This window comes from Streptomyces sp. NPDC001617, from assembly GCF_053596855.1.
In genome coordinates this window covers 43,260-56,554 of the sequence record NZ_JBSFHA010000067.1, presented here as the reverse complement: position 1 = coordinate 56,554, position 13,295 = coordinate 43,260, and the positions used below count along the sequence as shown (strand labels likewise).

The 13,295-nt window shown below is 66.4% G+C and carries 14 protein-coding genes and 2 pseudogenes; 8 read left to right on the top strand and 8 right to left on the bottom strand.

What is annotated here, in order from left to right; translation table 11 throughout:
* Window positions 1-426: 426 nt before the first annotated feature.
* From ACWC09_RS37485 to ACWC09_RS37460, 6 genes and pseudogenes are all read left to right on the top strand, one after another.
* The gene (locus ACWC09_RS37485; protein ID WP_450855503.1) at window positions 427-816 is read left to right on the top strand and encodes a hypothetical protein; all 390 of its coding nucleotides are present in this window, start codon (window positions 427-429) and stop codon (window positions 814-816) included.
* Window positions 817-1,571: 755 nt separating this feature from the next.
* Complete coding sequence (locus tag ACWC09_RS37480; protein WP_450855502.1) at window positions 1,572-2,072, top strand: tyrosine-type recombinase/integrase; 501 nt, start codon at window positions 1,572-1,574, stop codon at window positions 2,070-2,072.
* Window positions 2,073-2,131: 59 nt separating this feature from the next.
* Window positions 2,132-2,284: a hypothetical protein gene (locus ACWC09_RS37475; protein ID WP_450855501.1), complete on the top strand. Its 153-nt coding sequence runs from the start codon at window positions 2,132-2,134 to the stop codon at window positions 2,282-2,284.
* An 81-nt stretch (window positions 2,285-2,365) separates the two neighbouring features.
* Window positions 2,366-4,030 carry a hypothetical protein gene (locus ACWC09_RS37470; RefSeq protein WP_450855500.1) on the top strand — a complete coding sequence of 555 codons (1,665 nt, stop codon included), beginning with the start codon at window positions 2,366-2,368 and terminating at the stop codon, window positions 4,028-4,030.
* Window positions 3,999-4,214, top strand: coding sequence for a hypothetical protein (locus ACWC09_RS37465; protein ID WP_450855499.1), 216 nt, complete (start codon window positions 3,999-4,001; stop codon window positions 4,212-4,214). Before ACWC09_RS37470 ends, ACWC09_RS37465 begins: the two co-directional genes overlap by 32 nt.
* Before the next feature lie 72 nt (window positions 4,215-4,286).
* Window positions 4,287-4,469, top strand: a pseudogene (locus ACWC09_RS37460) (nucleotidyltransferase domain-containing protein); the annotation flags it as partial.
* A gap of 240 nt (window positions 4,470-4,709) precedes the next feature.
* Here the strand turns inward: ACWC09_RS37460 and ACWC09_RS37455 are convergent.
* Window positions 4,710-5,060 carry a winged helix-turn-helix transcriptional regulator gene (locus ACWC09_RS37455; protein ID WP_123995091.1) on the bottom strand — a complete coding sequence of 117 codons (351 nt, stop codon included), beginning with the start codon at window positions 5,058-5,060 and terminating at the stop codon, window positions 4,710-4,712.
* 88 nt (window positions 5,061-5,148) lie between these two features.
* Between ACWC09_RS37455 and ACWC09_RS37450 the strand changes: the two genes are divergently transcribed.
* Window positions 5,149-5,616, top strand: coding sequence for an ester cyclase (locus tag ACWC09_RS37450; protein ID WP_450855498.1), 468 nt, complete (start codon window positions 5,149-5,151; stop codon window positions 5,614-5,616).
* A gap of 608 nt (window positions 5,617-6,224) precedes the next feature.
* Here the strand turns inward: ACWC09_RS37450 and ACWC09_RS37445 are convergent.
* From ACWC09_RS37445 to ACWC09_RS37415, 7 genes and pseudogenes are all read right to left on the bottom strand, one after another.
* Window positions 6,225-7,322 (bottom strand): NmrA family NAD(P)-binding protein, encoded by a 1,098-nt coding sequence (locus tag ACWC09_RS37445; protein ID WP_450855497.1) that lies wholly within the window; start codon window positions 7,320-7,322, stop codon window positions 6,225-6,227.
* Between the two features lie 461 nt (window positions 7,323-7,783).
* Window positions 7,784-8,316 (bottom strand): annotated as a pseudogene (locus tag ACWC09_RS37440) (TetR/AcrR family transcriptional regulator).
* A 146-nt stretch (window positions 8,317-8,462) separates the two neighbouring features.
* Window positions 8,463-8,834 carry a DUF1330 domain-containing protein gene (locus ACWC09_RS37435; protein WP_450855496.1) on the bottom strand — a complete coding sequence of 124 codons (372 nt, stop codon included), beginning with the start codon at window positions 8,832-8,834 and terminating at the stop codon, window positions 8,463-8,465.
* Between the two features lie 234 nt (window positions 8,835-9,068).
* Complete coding sequence (locus tag ACWC09_RS37430) at window positions 9,069-9,947, bottom strand: alpha/beta fold hydrolase (protein WP_450855495.1); 879 nt, start codon at window positions 9,945-9,947, stop codon at window positions 9,069-9,071.
* A 27-nt stretch (window positions 9,948-9,974) separates the two neighbouring features.
* Window positions 9,975-10,676 (bottom strand): SDR family oxidoreductase, encoded by a 702-nt coding sequence (locus ACWC09_RS37425; protein WP_450855494.1) that lies wholly within the window; start codon window positions 10,674-10,676, stop codon window positions 9,975-9,977.
* 88 nt (window positions 10,677-10,764) lie between these two features.
* On the bottom strand, window positions 10,765-11,082 hold the full coding sequence (locus ACWC09_RS37420) for a hypothetical protein (RefSeq protein WP_450855493.1): 318 nt from the start codon (window positions 11,080-11,082) through the stop codon (window positions 10,765-10,767).
* Window positions 11,083-11,208, bottom strand: coding sequence for a hypothetical protein (locus tag ACWC09_RS37415; RefSeq protein WP_450855492.1), 126 nt, complete (start codon window positions 11,206-11,208; stop codon window positions 11,083-11,085).
* A 460-nt stretch (window positions 11,209-11,668) separates the two neighbouring features.
* Here ACWC09_RS37415 and ACWC09_RS37410 point away from each other — a divergent pair, with 460 nt between their 5' ends.
* Window positions 11,669-13,168 carry an MFS transporter gene (locus tag ACWC09_RS37410; protein WP_450855491.1) on the top strand — a complete coding sequence of 500 codons (1,500 nt, stop codon included), beginning with the start codon at window positions 11,669-11,671 and terminating at the stop codon, window positions 13,166-13,168.
* Window positions 13,169-13,295 lie beyond the last annotated feature (127 nt).

The window sequence follows — 13,295 nt, the reverse complement described above, 5'->3', positions numbered from 1 at the left end:
CTCCGGCGTCGCCATCGGATGCCGGACATCGGTGACCTCGCCATACAGGTCAGGCAACTCGCTTGAGTTCCCGTCGGCGACCCCATGAACAAGCCGGAGAAACACCTCGCGCGGACTCAGACTCACAAGACCCCCCAAGTAATACCTAAAGGCAGCTAACGATCATTATCGCCCGATGCGGGCCGGTAGTGCGGACTGTCTCGACCAGCAGCCCCCCACCCGTCCGACCCCACCCGTGACGCTGGACGCGGACATGCGGCCTTCACCTGAGAAGTGCTCCTTCGACATCAACGGCCAGGACCCTCCACAGGTCTCATCGTTGCAGTTCAGGAGCACTTCTCGCGTCTCTGAGCAAGCGGTAGACGGCACCGCTCGCGAAAGCCCGAGGCTAACGGGCTTGTCTGGTCGAACAGGGGTCCTGATCGGGTGATCGCGGTGCCGTCGGCGCATGAGGGCAGGGCCTCGCGGGAGCTCGGGGTTGTCGAAGCCAACGAGCTGTTCCGGGAGGCCCTGTTGCCGCAGTCTTTCGCGCTCGCGCCCGCGGAGTTCAACTCACCGTCTCTGCCGTGTGACTGCCTCGCGCACAGGTTCGGCAATGCGGCGGACGGTCCTGACCGCGCCCCGTGCTACGGCTCCGACATGACGGAGGCGGGATGGCAGGTCGTGCGGGCCGTGCTGCCCGTTCCGGCCTGGCTGGAAGGGCGGGGCGGCCGCTCGGAGGGGTACTGCCATCGGCAGATGATCGACGCGGTCCGTCACGTCGTGGATAACGGCGTCAAGTGGACGTTCTCTGGGGTTTTGGTGGCTGTGGTGTGACATTGCGCCTTGTGCTGTCGTTTGGTGTATTACGGCGGTTCTTCGGGGGTGTGGCTCTTGTAGTGGATCGTTGCGATCGACACACGGAGCATGGGAACGAATGTACGAAACATTTCTCGTCTCGATGCCGTCGGGGACCCGGTACTGGACCGTGGTGGACGACGAACTGGAGGTCGTCCAAGAGGCGGACCGCTTCCTGAGGGAGGTACGCCTGGCCCGGGGCCGCGCAGAGACGACAACGAAGGCGTACGCCGAGGCGGTGACCTTGTTCCTGCGCTGGTGCGCAGGAACAAGGCGGGACTGGTCGACAGCGGCCCGGGACATGGGGCTGTTCATGGTGTGGCTGCGGTGGGCGCCGGGCAACGGTGGCCAGCGCCAGGCCGTCGTCCCGGGGCCGGGAGGACAGCCGGTCCGCGGGGATGCGCGAATCAACAAGGTGCTGACCGCGGTACGGATGTTCCGGCTTCACGCGGTGGTCAACAAGGCCGCGCCAGCCTGGGTACTTGAGCAGCTCTACGAACTGGGGGATGACCGGGATCTGCCGGTGGAGGCACGGGGCGAGAGCGGTGGGATGCGGTATCGGCTGCGGGCCCGTCACCGGCTGCAGGAGCCGGAGACGGAAGTGGACCGGGCCAGTGACGAGGAAGTCGTGGCAATGCTGCGGGCCTGTCGGTCAGCCCGGGACAGGTTGATCGTGCTGCTGCTGTCCCGGGTGGGGTTGCGTCCGGGACAGGTCGCGGGGCTGCACCGCTGTGATGTCCATGCTGATGGATTCGCGCTCGCTGGGGTGCGATGTCGAGGGGCCCCATCTGCACGTGATCCGGCGGCAGAACGTGAATGGCGCCTGGTCGAAGTCGAGGAAGTCGTGGGTGATGCCGGTGGACTTCCTGGTGGTGCAGGCCGCCGACCAGTACGCGGTGGAGCGTTACGAGATCCTCGGGGAGGACGGAAGCGACTTCTTGCTGATCAACCTCTTCCGCCCGCCCTATGGCTCGCCGGTGACCACCGGCGCGATCGGAGAGCTGTGCGAGTCTCTGTCGAGACGGGCGGGGCTGGGCCGCCAGGTTGGGCCGCGGATGTGCCGGCATGCGATGGCCAGCAACATCGTGGATGCCGGCGGCACGCTGGATGAGGTTCAGGCCCTGAAGAAGAACCCAGCCTCACCCCGTCCCTACCTTCATCCGGACCGAACTCGCCTGCGCGCGGCCGTTGACCGCGTGGCTTCGCCCCGCCTGACTGAGGGGGAGACCCGGTGAACCTGGCGGTCGCAACGCCCCAACACGGGGCAGGGGAAGACACGGTCACCACAGGGCTCATGGGCGCCGTCCAACCGGAGTTCCTGCAGCTGCTCAACTGGGATCCTCACGTCCGGGTTCTGGTGCTGCCCCGCTCGCACCCGCAGTTCAGCGGTGAGGAGTGCCTGGTGGCCGGCTGCGACAAGATGTCCTACTACGCCTATCAGAAGTGAATGTGCACCGGGTGCGCGGAGCGGTGGAAGAAGAGCGACCTGCCCTTCGAGGAGTTCGTCACCATCCAGCGTCCCGGCCGGATGGTCGGGTTCTTCCCTTGCCAGGTCGCGCACTGCGAGCGGCCGGGCAGACGGGCGACACTCCTGTGCTCATCGCATGACTATCAAAGGCGCAACGTCTACGGGCTCCCGCTGGAGGACTTCCTCGCTCACCCCGAGGTGCAACCGCTGCCAGCCCTGGGGCCTTGTCAGGTCGCTGCCTGTGACCGGCAAGGCGAGACCAGGGACGGTTACTGCACGCGCCACGCCGATCAATGCCGTGACCTCCGCCAGGAAGGCGTCTTGGAGGACGAGGATCTTTGGCGGCTGACCACCCCGGCCATCGCAGAATCCCGCAAGGTCAGCCTGCGCGGACTGCCCGACCGTGTGGTCGCCGAGATCATCTATGGCCTCCAGGAACGGATCGCCCAGGGACTCCTGCACAAGGACTACCTGCTGCGCAATTTGTGCAACAACGCCCGTGCTCGGCAAGTCACTTCACTCGACGAGCTCGACCTGGACGTTCTCACCCGCACCGACAGGACCCTGGCCAGGGGCTTCCTCAAGCACATCCGCCGCTTCGGCCTGAGCCCGGAGACCGAACGCCACAAGGACGTCTGGGACGCGAGTGTCTTCGGCCTCGGTGGCACCTTCTCTTTCACCGGGATCACCCAGCCCTGGCTGAGGGAAGGAGCCAAGGCCTGGGCCCTCGACGACATCCCCCGGCGCCGCGGAAAGAGCGGCAAGACCGCGTTCCAACGCACCCTGATGTCCCTGAGCCGTTTCTCCAAGAGCCTGCACCTGAGCCGGGATGGCCACGGCGCCGACCTGCCGGTGCTCGGGCGCACCGACATCACTGCCTTCCTGGGTTGGCTGAGCTTTCTCAACGACCGCGGCGACATCTCTGGCTGCACGCCGTACATGACCGTCCGCGACACCCGACGCGTGCTGACCCGGCTCCGGACCCTGGGCCTGACCAAGCCCGGCCAGCCCCTGCACGGCCTGGCGGACGACTTCGCCCTCCGCCAGGAGGACATCCCCGACGACCCCGAGGACTCCGAAGTCGGCCGAGACCTTCCTCCGGAAGTCATGCGGCAGCTCTGCGCCAACCTCGACTCCCTTGAGACCGTCAGCTCCACAGACGTCCGCACGGCCATCGAGCTGATCATCGACACCGGCAGGCGCCCCAACGAGATCTGCAAACTGCCATGGCAGTGCCTCGACCGGGAAAGCGACGGCAGCCCCGTCCTTGTCTACGACAACACCAAGAACCTTCGGCACGCTCGCCGACTACCGATCCCCGGCGCGACCGCCGCGCTCATCGTCAAGCCGCAACAACGCGCCCGCGCCCGCTTCCCCAACACCCCGACCGACAAGCTCAAACTCTTCCCCGCCAGCCTGGCCAACCCCCACGGCACGAAGGCGACAACCTACGAGGGGGTGTCGGCAAAGCACCGAGCCTGGGTGAAAAACCTGCCCGACTTCCAGGTCCCCATCGTGATCGTCGAAGACGGAAACCGGGTCACCACGATGCTGCCCTTCGACAAGAACAAGATCTACCCCTATGCCTACCGGCGAAGAAGGCCGGATCGCGGCCGTCAGCTGGGCCTCGCTGCGGGCAGACCTAACCAACGCGCTGGAGCGGAACAGGCGGCTGACAGTCCGGGTCCGGCAGTTGGAGAAGTGTCTGTCCGAGAGCCTCGGTGAAACCGCCTGGAAGGAATCCGGCCTTGGCGCATCCGCAGACATCGACGAACTTCAACGCCGCATCACGTTGCTCGAACAAGACCTGGCCGACATAAGGGGCCAGCTCGATGAGCGGAGCGAGGAACTTGATGCTGCGCGGGCGGCTAACCGGGAACTGACCCGGGCGCTGAACCAGGCCCGCTGACGCTGATAGGGCTCTCTGGAAATGGCTCTGCCCGCAGTGCCGTGAATGATCATGCACCAGTAGCCTCGCAGAGTGACACGCACCGAGACGCCGTGGGGTCCCTGGGAGCCGGCGGCCCTGGCCGATGTAGCGACGCTGTTCTCGTGGGTCGAGGTCCCCTGGTGGGTTGCCGGGGGTTACGCCATCGAGCTCGCGGTCGGCTACTCGTTCCGAGATCACAGCGATCTCGATGTCCTATTGCTCCGGCGCGACCAACGGGGGTGCCACTTCTCCCGTTTCGACCTGAGTTCGGGAGTCACCTGGCGCGCGTTTTCATGATCAATGTCGATGGGAATCGATGTCACTGTGCCGCTGCATCAGTGCTCGTCTGCGGGCCCGGATTCTCCAAGCCGTGCCAGCCGGCCGCCCTTTATGCCCGAGATGTCCTGTCAGGCGCTGTTTCGGTCGCCTTGACCACTCCTTTGCGCTCAGGGCTGGGCAGTCGGCGGGCCAGGGTTACCGATCTTCGATAGGGAACGCGCCAGTGCGGGGAAGGTCTTGTTCGGCCCAGGCGCCCATGGTGGCCAGCACGACCTCGAGTCGTGCGCCTGCCGGGGTGAGTTCGTACTCCACGCGGGGCGGGATCTCCGCATAGGCCGTGCGGGTGACCAGCCCTAGGAGTACGAATCGTCGCAGCCGTGAGGACAGGGTCTTGGGGCTGATCCCCGGAAGCCCGGCGCGCAGCTCGGTGAAGCGTTTCGGGCCGGTCAGCAACTCCCTCACGATCAGCGTCGCCCAGGGCCCGTCCAGCACGGTCAGGAACCGGGCGATCGGACATTCCGGCAAAGGGTGATCCAGCTCACTCATGCTCTCCCCATTAGTTCATTTGAGGGAACTGATTCCCTCAGGGAACTATAGCCGGAGCAGCCCGCACCCCCACTCCTTGGAGAACCTCATGACCGCGATCAGTACGGCCAACACCGCGAGCGAGATGGTGCGCTCGGCCACGACCACCGCGTTGCGGGTCGCCGCGCGCAACCTTGAGCTCTACGACACCGGGAACGTCGCCGGAGCGGACGAGGTGTTCGCCCCCGACGTGATCGACCACAACCCCGCTGACGGCGCCGCCTCGGGCATCGACGGCATGCGAGTGCTGATCGCCGCGGTCCGCGACGGATTCACCGGCACGCAGCACCGGATCCTGTTCCAGCAGGAGCTTCCCGGCGGCTGGGTGGTCCTCCACTGGCGGATGACCGGGACCCACACCGGAGACGCCTTCGGCTTCGCCGCCAGCGGCAACCCGGTCGACATCACCGGCACCGACATCGTCCGCGTTGTCGACGGCGAGATCACCGAGATCTACCACGTCGAAGAACTGCTCAAGCTCACCCAACAGATCAGCACCGGCACGCAGCCGGCCTGAAGATCGAGACCTTCTCGGACCACGCCTGCCCCCGAGCCCTGATCGGCACCCGCCGCCCCGACGCGTCGTACTCGTTCCAGGGGCCAGTCCGGGAAAGGCACGCCGGCGGCCATGAGCGGGTGGGGCGGCGGGCCATCGGCCCGCCGGAGCCTCCGTCCCTGACCGGGGGCGGGCTCAGCCGGCCGCGGCGCGTTCGGCCTGCGCCTTGGTGTGGGCGAGGCGGTAGGACTCCGCCCCGGTCTGGACGATCGCACCGTGAAGGTCCGCCGGTCGACGATGGCCGTGCCGTGTCGCCTCGCCGCACCTCGTGGACCGCAGTGCCGGACGCTCGCCGACCCGGTCCCGCCGCCACGGCCGTCACCGCTGCCCAGCTCCGGCAGGCCGCTTCACGAATGCCATCCGCGACACCGGGATCGGCGAGTACGGGGCTTTCCCGGACCTGACCCCAGCACCGTCACCACGTACGCGCACGACCTGCGCTGACGCGGCCGTCGCCGTCGGACGAACCGCCGCGGAGCCGTACGCTCCCCGGCAGCAACTCCCGGCGAAGATCGCGAACATTCAACTCATCGCTCAGCATCTACCGAGCCGCCATACCGCTCACCCGTTTACAACTTGCCCGTCCTCATATCGGCACTGCTCTTGAGGATCGCAGAGTCGAGGCTCCAGTTCTCCGGTTGGACCCTCTCCCAGAGACTGCCTTTACCGAGTTCCCTTCCCACCTGGTCCTCCCGGCGGAACCACTCCTCAGCACTCCTGATCCTGTTGGGGTGGATTTCGTCGAGCAGAGCGTAATCCCGGGTGATGATTCCGTGCTTCCACGTATTCCAGAAGCCCGTGAAATTGTCCCGGAAGCTCATGGTGCTTTTGTCGTTGGGATCGGCGTTGTAACCAGCAGGCTGATCAGCAATGCCCTTCACGTCCGGCGCGTTCCAATAAGTGTCCAGATCAGTGTCGATGTACTGCGCCGGATGCCCGGTGACCTTCTCGAACGCCGCAGCCATGTCGGCATAGGTCATGTGCTCGATGGCGACTTCGAGGTCCATGCCATTCGCGCGCTCCGGATGGTCGAAGAGCCAGCGAACGTAAAAGCCGCAGTCTTCCAGTGCCACGTGAGGAACGGCTCCCTCGCCGAGAGGGACTCGCCACGTGACGACACCGTTTTCAACGCTGGGCGTCATGGGCGTGAGCGGTGAGATCACCATCTCAATGTAGGGACCTGACGTGAAGACCGCTGCCCCCATCCGGTCCCTGTTCTTTTCATTTTGAAACAGCACCCATTCGGCCATGCGGCCTTTACCGTCATAATGCCCGGTGCGGAACCTCGAGTCGTAGCCGGACTTCTTGAGGGTGTAGTCGAGGTTTCCGTAGACGAAGAACTTGATTCCTTCTTCAATCGCTATCTCGTAACTGCGGATCGCCCAGTAGGTCTCCGTTTTCTCACCGGTGTTGAATCCGTCGATGTTGATGAATACGCCGTCACAGCCTCTAAACCCTTCCCGCAGCACGTCCTCGTCGGCGAACGACCCTTCGAGGAGGGAGACGTTGCCGAGCGCGAGGAGCGCCTGGGCTCGGGGCGAGCTGGAATCGCGCGTGAGAACCCGGACGGAGTATTTCTTGTCGGCGACAAGAGAGCGGACGATGGGCATTCCTTGAGCCCCCGTACCGCCGATCACGAAGATATTGGAGGTGGTGTGAGAAGACATGGCGTTCGACTCCCGAGGTTGAGTACGCACGTGATCAGTACGCGAGGGACGCGGCGCGTTCGAGACTGCTCTACATCAGCCCGGCGATCGAGAATCCCTCCGGGAAACCGATCGGTTTCCAACACGTTACACCGATCGGTTTCCGTGCGGCAAGGTCTCAGGCAGTGGCACCTCGACGACCTCACGATCCCGGGCACGGAAGGCGCCCATCACGGTCGGCCAGGACAGATGCAGGTGCCAGGCAGCCTGGATGACCGGAGACCCGGCAACCCTGCACCGGCGCCCGGCCGTCGTCCGCAATCCCGGCAGACACGCGTCGGCCGGCACCGGACTCTTCGCAACGGGTTGAACCTGTGGCGGCCGGAGCCCTGCGCCTTCCTCCCGTTGAGCCGGGAGGGAGGTTTGTCGACGCTCCATCGCAACGCGCATCCGTCTGCCCGGGGAGCTCCAAAGGCGATGCGTCAGCGCATGCCTGCCGCATCGAGCAGGAAGGCCGCCATGGGCGCGACGAGCCCCGTCAGCTTGTCGGCGCCGATCCCCGCACGGGCGCTGGCGCCATCGAAGACCACCATCAGCTGCCGGGCCAGCCGTCCCGGATCGCTCACCCCTCCCTGTTCGGCCTCGGCACGGAAAAAGGCCATCAGGTTCCCCTTGACCCGGTGGGCCACCCGGCTGGCGGGGTGGCGCTGATCCCTCAGGCCGATCTGCACAGCCAGGTACGCACAGCCCCGGAATTCCGGCGCCCCCGCCTGCGACTCCAACTGCTCGAAGACATGCAGGATCCGCCCCCGGGCGGCGTAGGAAGCGGCTCGCCGCTCCAGGCCCGCCGCCAGCAGGTCGTCCTTGCTCTCGAACAGCTGGTACACCGAGCGCTTGGACACCCCCGCCGCTTGCACAACGCCTCGACGCTGATTGTGACGCCGTCGCGGTAGGCGAGCGTGGCCGCTGCCTCCAGCAGCCGCTCTCGGGACGTCGGCTTCGCCTGTTCAGTCATGATGTGAGGCTTACTCGGCTTTCCGTAATCTGGCGGTCCATGGCTTCGGCCGGGCGCTGGCTGAACAGACTGCGCGGGGCGATGACGCGCCAGCCGACGATTCGTCGGCTGGCTCATCCGGCTTCGGCTCCGTGGGGATGCGGGTTTTAGGGTTTGAGTACCGCCAGTACATCGTCGAGCGAGACGTTGGCGGGGTCGCTCATATCGACACCATCGAACGTCTGCCAGACATAGGACGCCGCCCCGCTCTCCCGCAGCGGATGCAAGTCGGCCAGGGTCGGATCGTCCCGGAAGCTGATGAACGCCTCTTCGGACTCCCATTCAACGAGAAACAGGACCTGCCGCGGCGCGATGTCACCGGCTACACTGTCTCGGAAACGACCGAACGCCACCATTCGACCACCATACTGCGGAGCCGCTTCGGGCAAACGACTGAAATACGCGAGGTACTTCTCCAAGTCGACCACGTCAAACATATTCAGGGCGTAAAACTTCTTCTTCTGCGAATTCGCACTCATTGTTAATGCTCCCTCCGGTTTCATGAATCTGTGTTCGCTTCTCTAGGCGGGCGGGTCACTGGCAGCAGGACGCCGGCATTGTTGATGATGGCGCTGACGAAGGCCACGATTTATGACATCTGAGAGACTGGCTGGCAGAATGAACATCCAGTGCCCGAGTGAAGACTGAGGTCGGGGGAATCTGAGTAGTGTGTCTTTTGTTCGGGTAATCTGCCCGCTGGACGCTCGTGGGCCTCACGCGACCGAGTTCAACAGGTCGGCCAGGACATCGGGCCTTTCCAGCGCGATGAAGTGCCCCGCTCCCGGCACCTGTGTGAAGTCGGCGGCCGGCAGCAGCTGCTTGTTGGCTTCCCGGTCGGAGGGTCGGGACCAGTCCTTCTCGCCGTAGACGAGGTGGACCGGTGCCTTGACCGCGGGGTAGCGCGAGCGGGCGGCGATGAGGCTGGGCAGGCTCTGGTACACGGCCCGGGCGACAGTCGGGTAGCCGGGGCGGCCGCCCACCTGGAGGAGCTCGTCGACGTAGTCCTCGCGCAGTGCGCTCTTGTCGCCGAGGCCGCCCTGCAGGATCCTGCGGACGACGGGCTTGGGCTCCACCCCGGCGACCACCGGACCTACCCCTGGGGCGAGGACACCGGTGACGACCACGCGGGCGAGGAGGCTCGACCGGGCGATTCCGCCGCGGAAGTCGTAGGTGTTCACCGAGACGACGCGTCGTACCCGCTCCGGGAGATCGGCCGCTGTGGTCAGGGCGAGCACCGCTCCCATGGACTCCCCGACCAGTGTGACGTCGTGGAGGTCGAGTTCGGTCAGGAGCCTCTTGACGCCCGCGCGCATGGCCGGCTCGTCGTACGACGCCCCGGGCACGATCTCGGAGTAGCCCATCCCCGGCAGGTCGAGGGCGTACACGGTGTACCGGTCCGCGATCAGCGGGATGAGGAGGCGGAAGTGCTCGGCCTGGGTGCGCACGGTGTGCAGCAGGACCAGGGGGGCGCCGGTGCCCGCCTTGAGGTAGCGCAGGGTCCCCTCGCGGCCGCCGGATCCCGCGCGCGGGGCGAGGGTGTGGCTGGTGGTTCCCGGAATGTGGATCGTGGGACGTGACTCGTGGCTGGGCATCTCGCCGACTCCTTGTGTGTACGGGGGTTAGTTCGCCAGCTGGGCGTACAGTCCGGCCAGGTCGCCGGCCAGGCCCGCCTTGACCTGCCGTGAGATGTCGTCGGCGAGCACCTCGTACGCACCCGTCTCGACGCCGTCGAGGGCGAGGGCAGCGACAGCACGGGGGTCGGACTTGGGCGCCTCGACACCGGCCGCGAGGTCCGTGTCGACGTAGCCGACGTGCAGTCCGGTGACGGCGATGCCGCGCGGCTGCAGCTCCAGGCGCAGGGAGTTGGTCTGCGACCAGAGGGCGGCCTTGGAGGCGCTGTAGGAGCCGCCGAGCGCGATCCAGGAGAGCACGGAGTGCACGTTCAGGAGGTGGCCGCCGCCGTTGCGCTCGATGAGGGGCACGAAGGCGCGGGTGAGAAGCAGCGGACCGTAGAAATTGGTCTCGAACTCCCGGCGCACGTCGTCCACCGGGGAGTCGAGGAACGACGCGCCGACCGAGGCACCGGCGTTGTTGATCAGCACGGTCACGTCTTGCGCCTGCGCGGCGGCGGCCGCCACGGAGGCCGGGTCGGTGACCTCCAGCGCCACCGGGACCGCGTCGGGGTGCGTCACACTGCGCGGATCGCGGGCCGTGGCGTAGACCTTGCCGGCACCGCGCGCGTACAGCTCTTCCACCAGGGCCTTGCCGATGCCTCGGCTGCCGCCGGTGACGAAGACGTTGGCGCCCTTGAGTGCGGTCATGACTGCCTCCACAGAATGAGAAACCGATCGGTTTCCATCACGGTAAACCGATCGGTTCCAAGGCGCAAGCCCAACCGGCTCCCCGGACTCACCGGGGCGTTCCGTACCCGTGGATCCCCGGGATGACGAGCCCGCCACCTGTCTGACCGGCCTGGTCGATGTCGGCGTCGTCCAAGCCGAGCCGGAGCTTGAGGTCGAGTTTTCCGACCGTGTCGTAGAGCCACTCCGGGACGGTGTCGGGCGCGAGATGGAGGCGCAGGACTGGGGGCAGGGGGATGCCTTCGACGCCGGAGAGGGGGCCCGTCAGGTTCTCGACGTACATGGTGATGCGGCCGCCTCGCTGTGTGGACGTCGAGCCGGGCGCTCCGTTGATGTGCTGGATCTGCCCGCCGACGGGTGCGGCCATCTACAGGTCGCGGATCGTGGCGGCCGCCGCGGAGAACTTGAGCACTCGCTTGGGGGTGGCGGCCGTGTCCACGGTCACCACGCCACCGACGGCGAGGTCGTGCAGTTCGAGGCGGCTTCCCTTCATGGTCCAGGACTCGGCGGCGAACCGACCGGCGCTCTTGCCCTCGGGGACCTTGGGATCGCTGATGTCGCAGATGCGGGAGGCTCCAGTGGTGGGCTTCCGCTGGGGCGACGTCTCGGTGGTCCGGCGGCCTGGAAGATCCAGACCAGGACCCCGAAGGTCGCGGTCGGTGACGCACCGACCAAGTACGCCTGGGGCGTCCTGTGGTCTTGGCAGTGCTGCGCAAGGTGTCCGACGCCGATATGAGCGCTCCGCCTGTAGGACAGCTGTGCCGCGATGCCGATCAGCCAGTCGCTTGGCGGGGCAGCGTCGTCGGCCTACGCGGGCTTCAACCCTGTCGGGCCAGTCCCGGGCCAGAAGCGACCCGTTCACTTGCGCCTGGGAAACCGATCTGTTTTCCTAGCTGGAAACAGATCGGTTTCCGGCTGCTGGTCGGCCTATGACCAGCGACTTAAGGGGAAATGTGAGTACCACCTTCGACCGCGGGGCGCCCGCCTCCGGGAAAACAGACTCGGGCCGCCGCGGCTCCCATGCCGTGCGCTGGTGGGTGCTCGTCGTGCTGGGCGTGGCGCAGCTCATGGTCACGCTCGATGCGACCGTCGTGAACATCGCGCTGCCCGAAGCCCAACATAACCTCGGCTTCAGTGACGGCAGCCGGCAGTGGGTCATCACGGGGTACGCCCTGGCGTTCGGCAGCCTGCTGCTGCTCGGGGGCCGACTGGGCGACCTGTTCGGCCGGCGTACGACCTTCGTGACCGGCCTGATCGGTTTCGCGGCCGCATCCGTCGTCGGCGGCGCGGCCGGCGGCTTCGACATACTCGTCGTGGCCCGTGTGGCCCAGGGCCTGTTCGCCGCGCTGCTCGCGCCCGCGGCGCTCTCACTGCTCAGCGTGACCTTCACCGACCCGGCCGAACGGCCGAAGGCGTTCGGCATCTTCAGTGCGCTGTCCGGTGCGGGCGCCGCGGTCGGACTCCTGCTCGGCGGCATGCTCACCGAATGGGCGTCGTGGCGCTGGGTGATGTACGTGAACGTCATTTTCGCGGGCGTCGCTCTGGTCGGTGCGTTGCTGTTGCTGGCCAAGCCCGTGGTCACCGAGCGGCCCAAGATCGACATTCCCGGTACCGTCGTGGTGAGCGCCGCGCTGTTCGGCGTCGTCTACGGGTTCGCGCATGTGGAATCCACCAGTTGGACCGACCCGGTCGCCCTCGGCTCCATGATCAGCGGCGTGGTGCTGCTCGCGGTATTCGCCTGGCTGGAGCTCAGGGTCGCGCATCCGCTGCTGCCGCTGCGAGTCGTGCTGGACCGGACCCGAGGCGGTTCGTTCCTGGCCGTGTTCGTCCTGGGCATGGGGATGTTCTCGATCTTCCTGTTCCTGACCTATTACCTGGAGGCCAGCATCGGCTACTCGCCGATCGAGGCCGGTCTGTCCTTCCTGCCGATGGTCGGCGGCATCGTCGCCTCGTCGACCACGGTGCCTTCGCTGCTGCTGCCCAAGGTCGGCCCGAAGGTCGTGGTCAGCGTCGGCTTCCTGGTCTCCGCATCCGGTATGGCCCTGCTGACCCGGCTCACGTTGAACAGCGACTACGTCGCCGACATCATGCCGGGCATGATCCTGCTGGGACTCGGTATCGGTGGGGTGATGACCACCGCGTTCCAGGGTGCGACGGCAGGCGTGCACCACGAGGACGCGGGCGTCGCCTCGGCGCTGATCAACACCAGCCAGCAGGTGGGCGGCTCGATCAGCACGGCGCTGCTGACCACCGTTGCCTCATCGGCCGCGACCGACTACCTGTCCTCGCACAAGCCCGGCGCCCTGACCGTGGCCCAGGCCGGCGTCGAGAGCTACACGGCCACCCTGGCGTGGGGCGCCGGGATCTTCGTGGTCGGTGCGGTGCTCACGGCGCTCCTGATGCCGAATACGGCTCTGGCGCCGTCGGAGGGCGAGCCTGTGATCGCCCACTGAGCCTGAATCCACCGTGGTGAGAAATGTCCTGCGCTGATGGGTGCCTCCAGGCACACATCAGCGCAGGACAGGGGCATCTCCGAGACGGTCCCGTACGTTCCCTCCTCAGCAAACCCGTCATCGCCGG

Coding starts and splice junctions, on each gene's coding strand:
- ACWC09_RS37480 (WP_450855502.1), top strand. CDS start 1,572: ATGTCCATGCTGATGGATTCGCGCTCGCTGGGGTGCGATGTCGAGGGG.
- ACWC09_RS37475 (WP_450855501.1), top strand. CDS start 2,132: ATGGGCGCCGTCCAACCGGAGTTCCTGCAGCTGCTCAACTGGGATCCT.
- ACWC09_RS37470 (WP_450855500.1), top strand. CDS start 2,366: ATGGTCGGGTTCTTCCCTTGCCAGGTCGCGCACTGCGAGCGGCCGGGC.
- ACWC09_RS37455 (WP_123995091.1), bottom strand. CDS start 5,060: ATGAGTGAGCTGGATCACCCTTTGCCGGAATGTCCGATCGCCCGGTTC.
- ACWC09_RS37450 (WP_450855498.1), top strand. CDS start 5,149: ATGACCGCGATCAGTACGGCCAACACCGCGAGCGAGATGGTGCGCTCG.
- ACWC09_RS37445 (WP_450855497.1), bottom strand. CDS start 7,322: ATGTCTTCTCACACCACCTCCAATATCTTCGTGATCGGCGGTACGGGG.
- ACWC09_RS37435 (WP_450855496.1), bottom strand. CDS start 8,834: ATGAGTGCGAATTCGCAGAAGAAGAAGTTTTACGCCCTGAATATGTTT.
- ACWC09_RS37430 (WP_450855495.1), bottom strand. CDS start 9,947: ATGCCCAGCCACGAGTCACGTCCCACGATCCACATTCCGGGAACCACC.
- ACWC09_RS37425 (WP_450855494.1), bottom strand. CDS start 10,676: ATGACCGCACTCAAGGGCGCCAACGTCTTCGTCACCGGCGGCAGCCGA.
- ACWC09_RS37420 (WP_450855493.1), bottom strand. CDS start 11,082: ATGGCCGCACCCGTCGGCGGGCAGATCCAGCACATCAACGGAGCGCCC.
- ACWC09_RS37415 (WP_450855492.1), bottom strand. CDS start 11,208: ATGAAGGGAAGCCGCCTCGAACTGCACGACCTCGCCGTCGGTGGCGTG.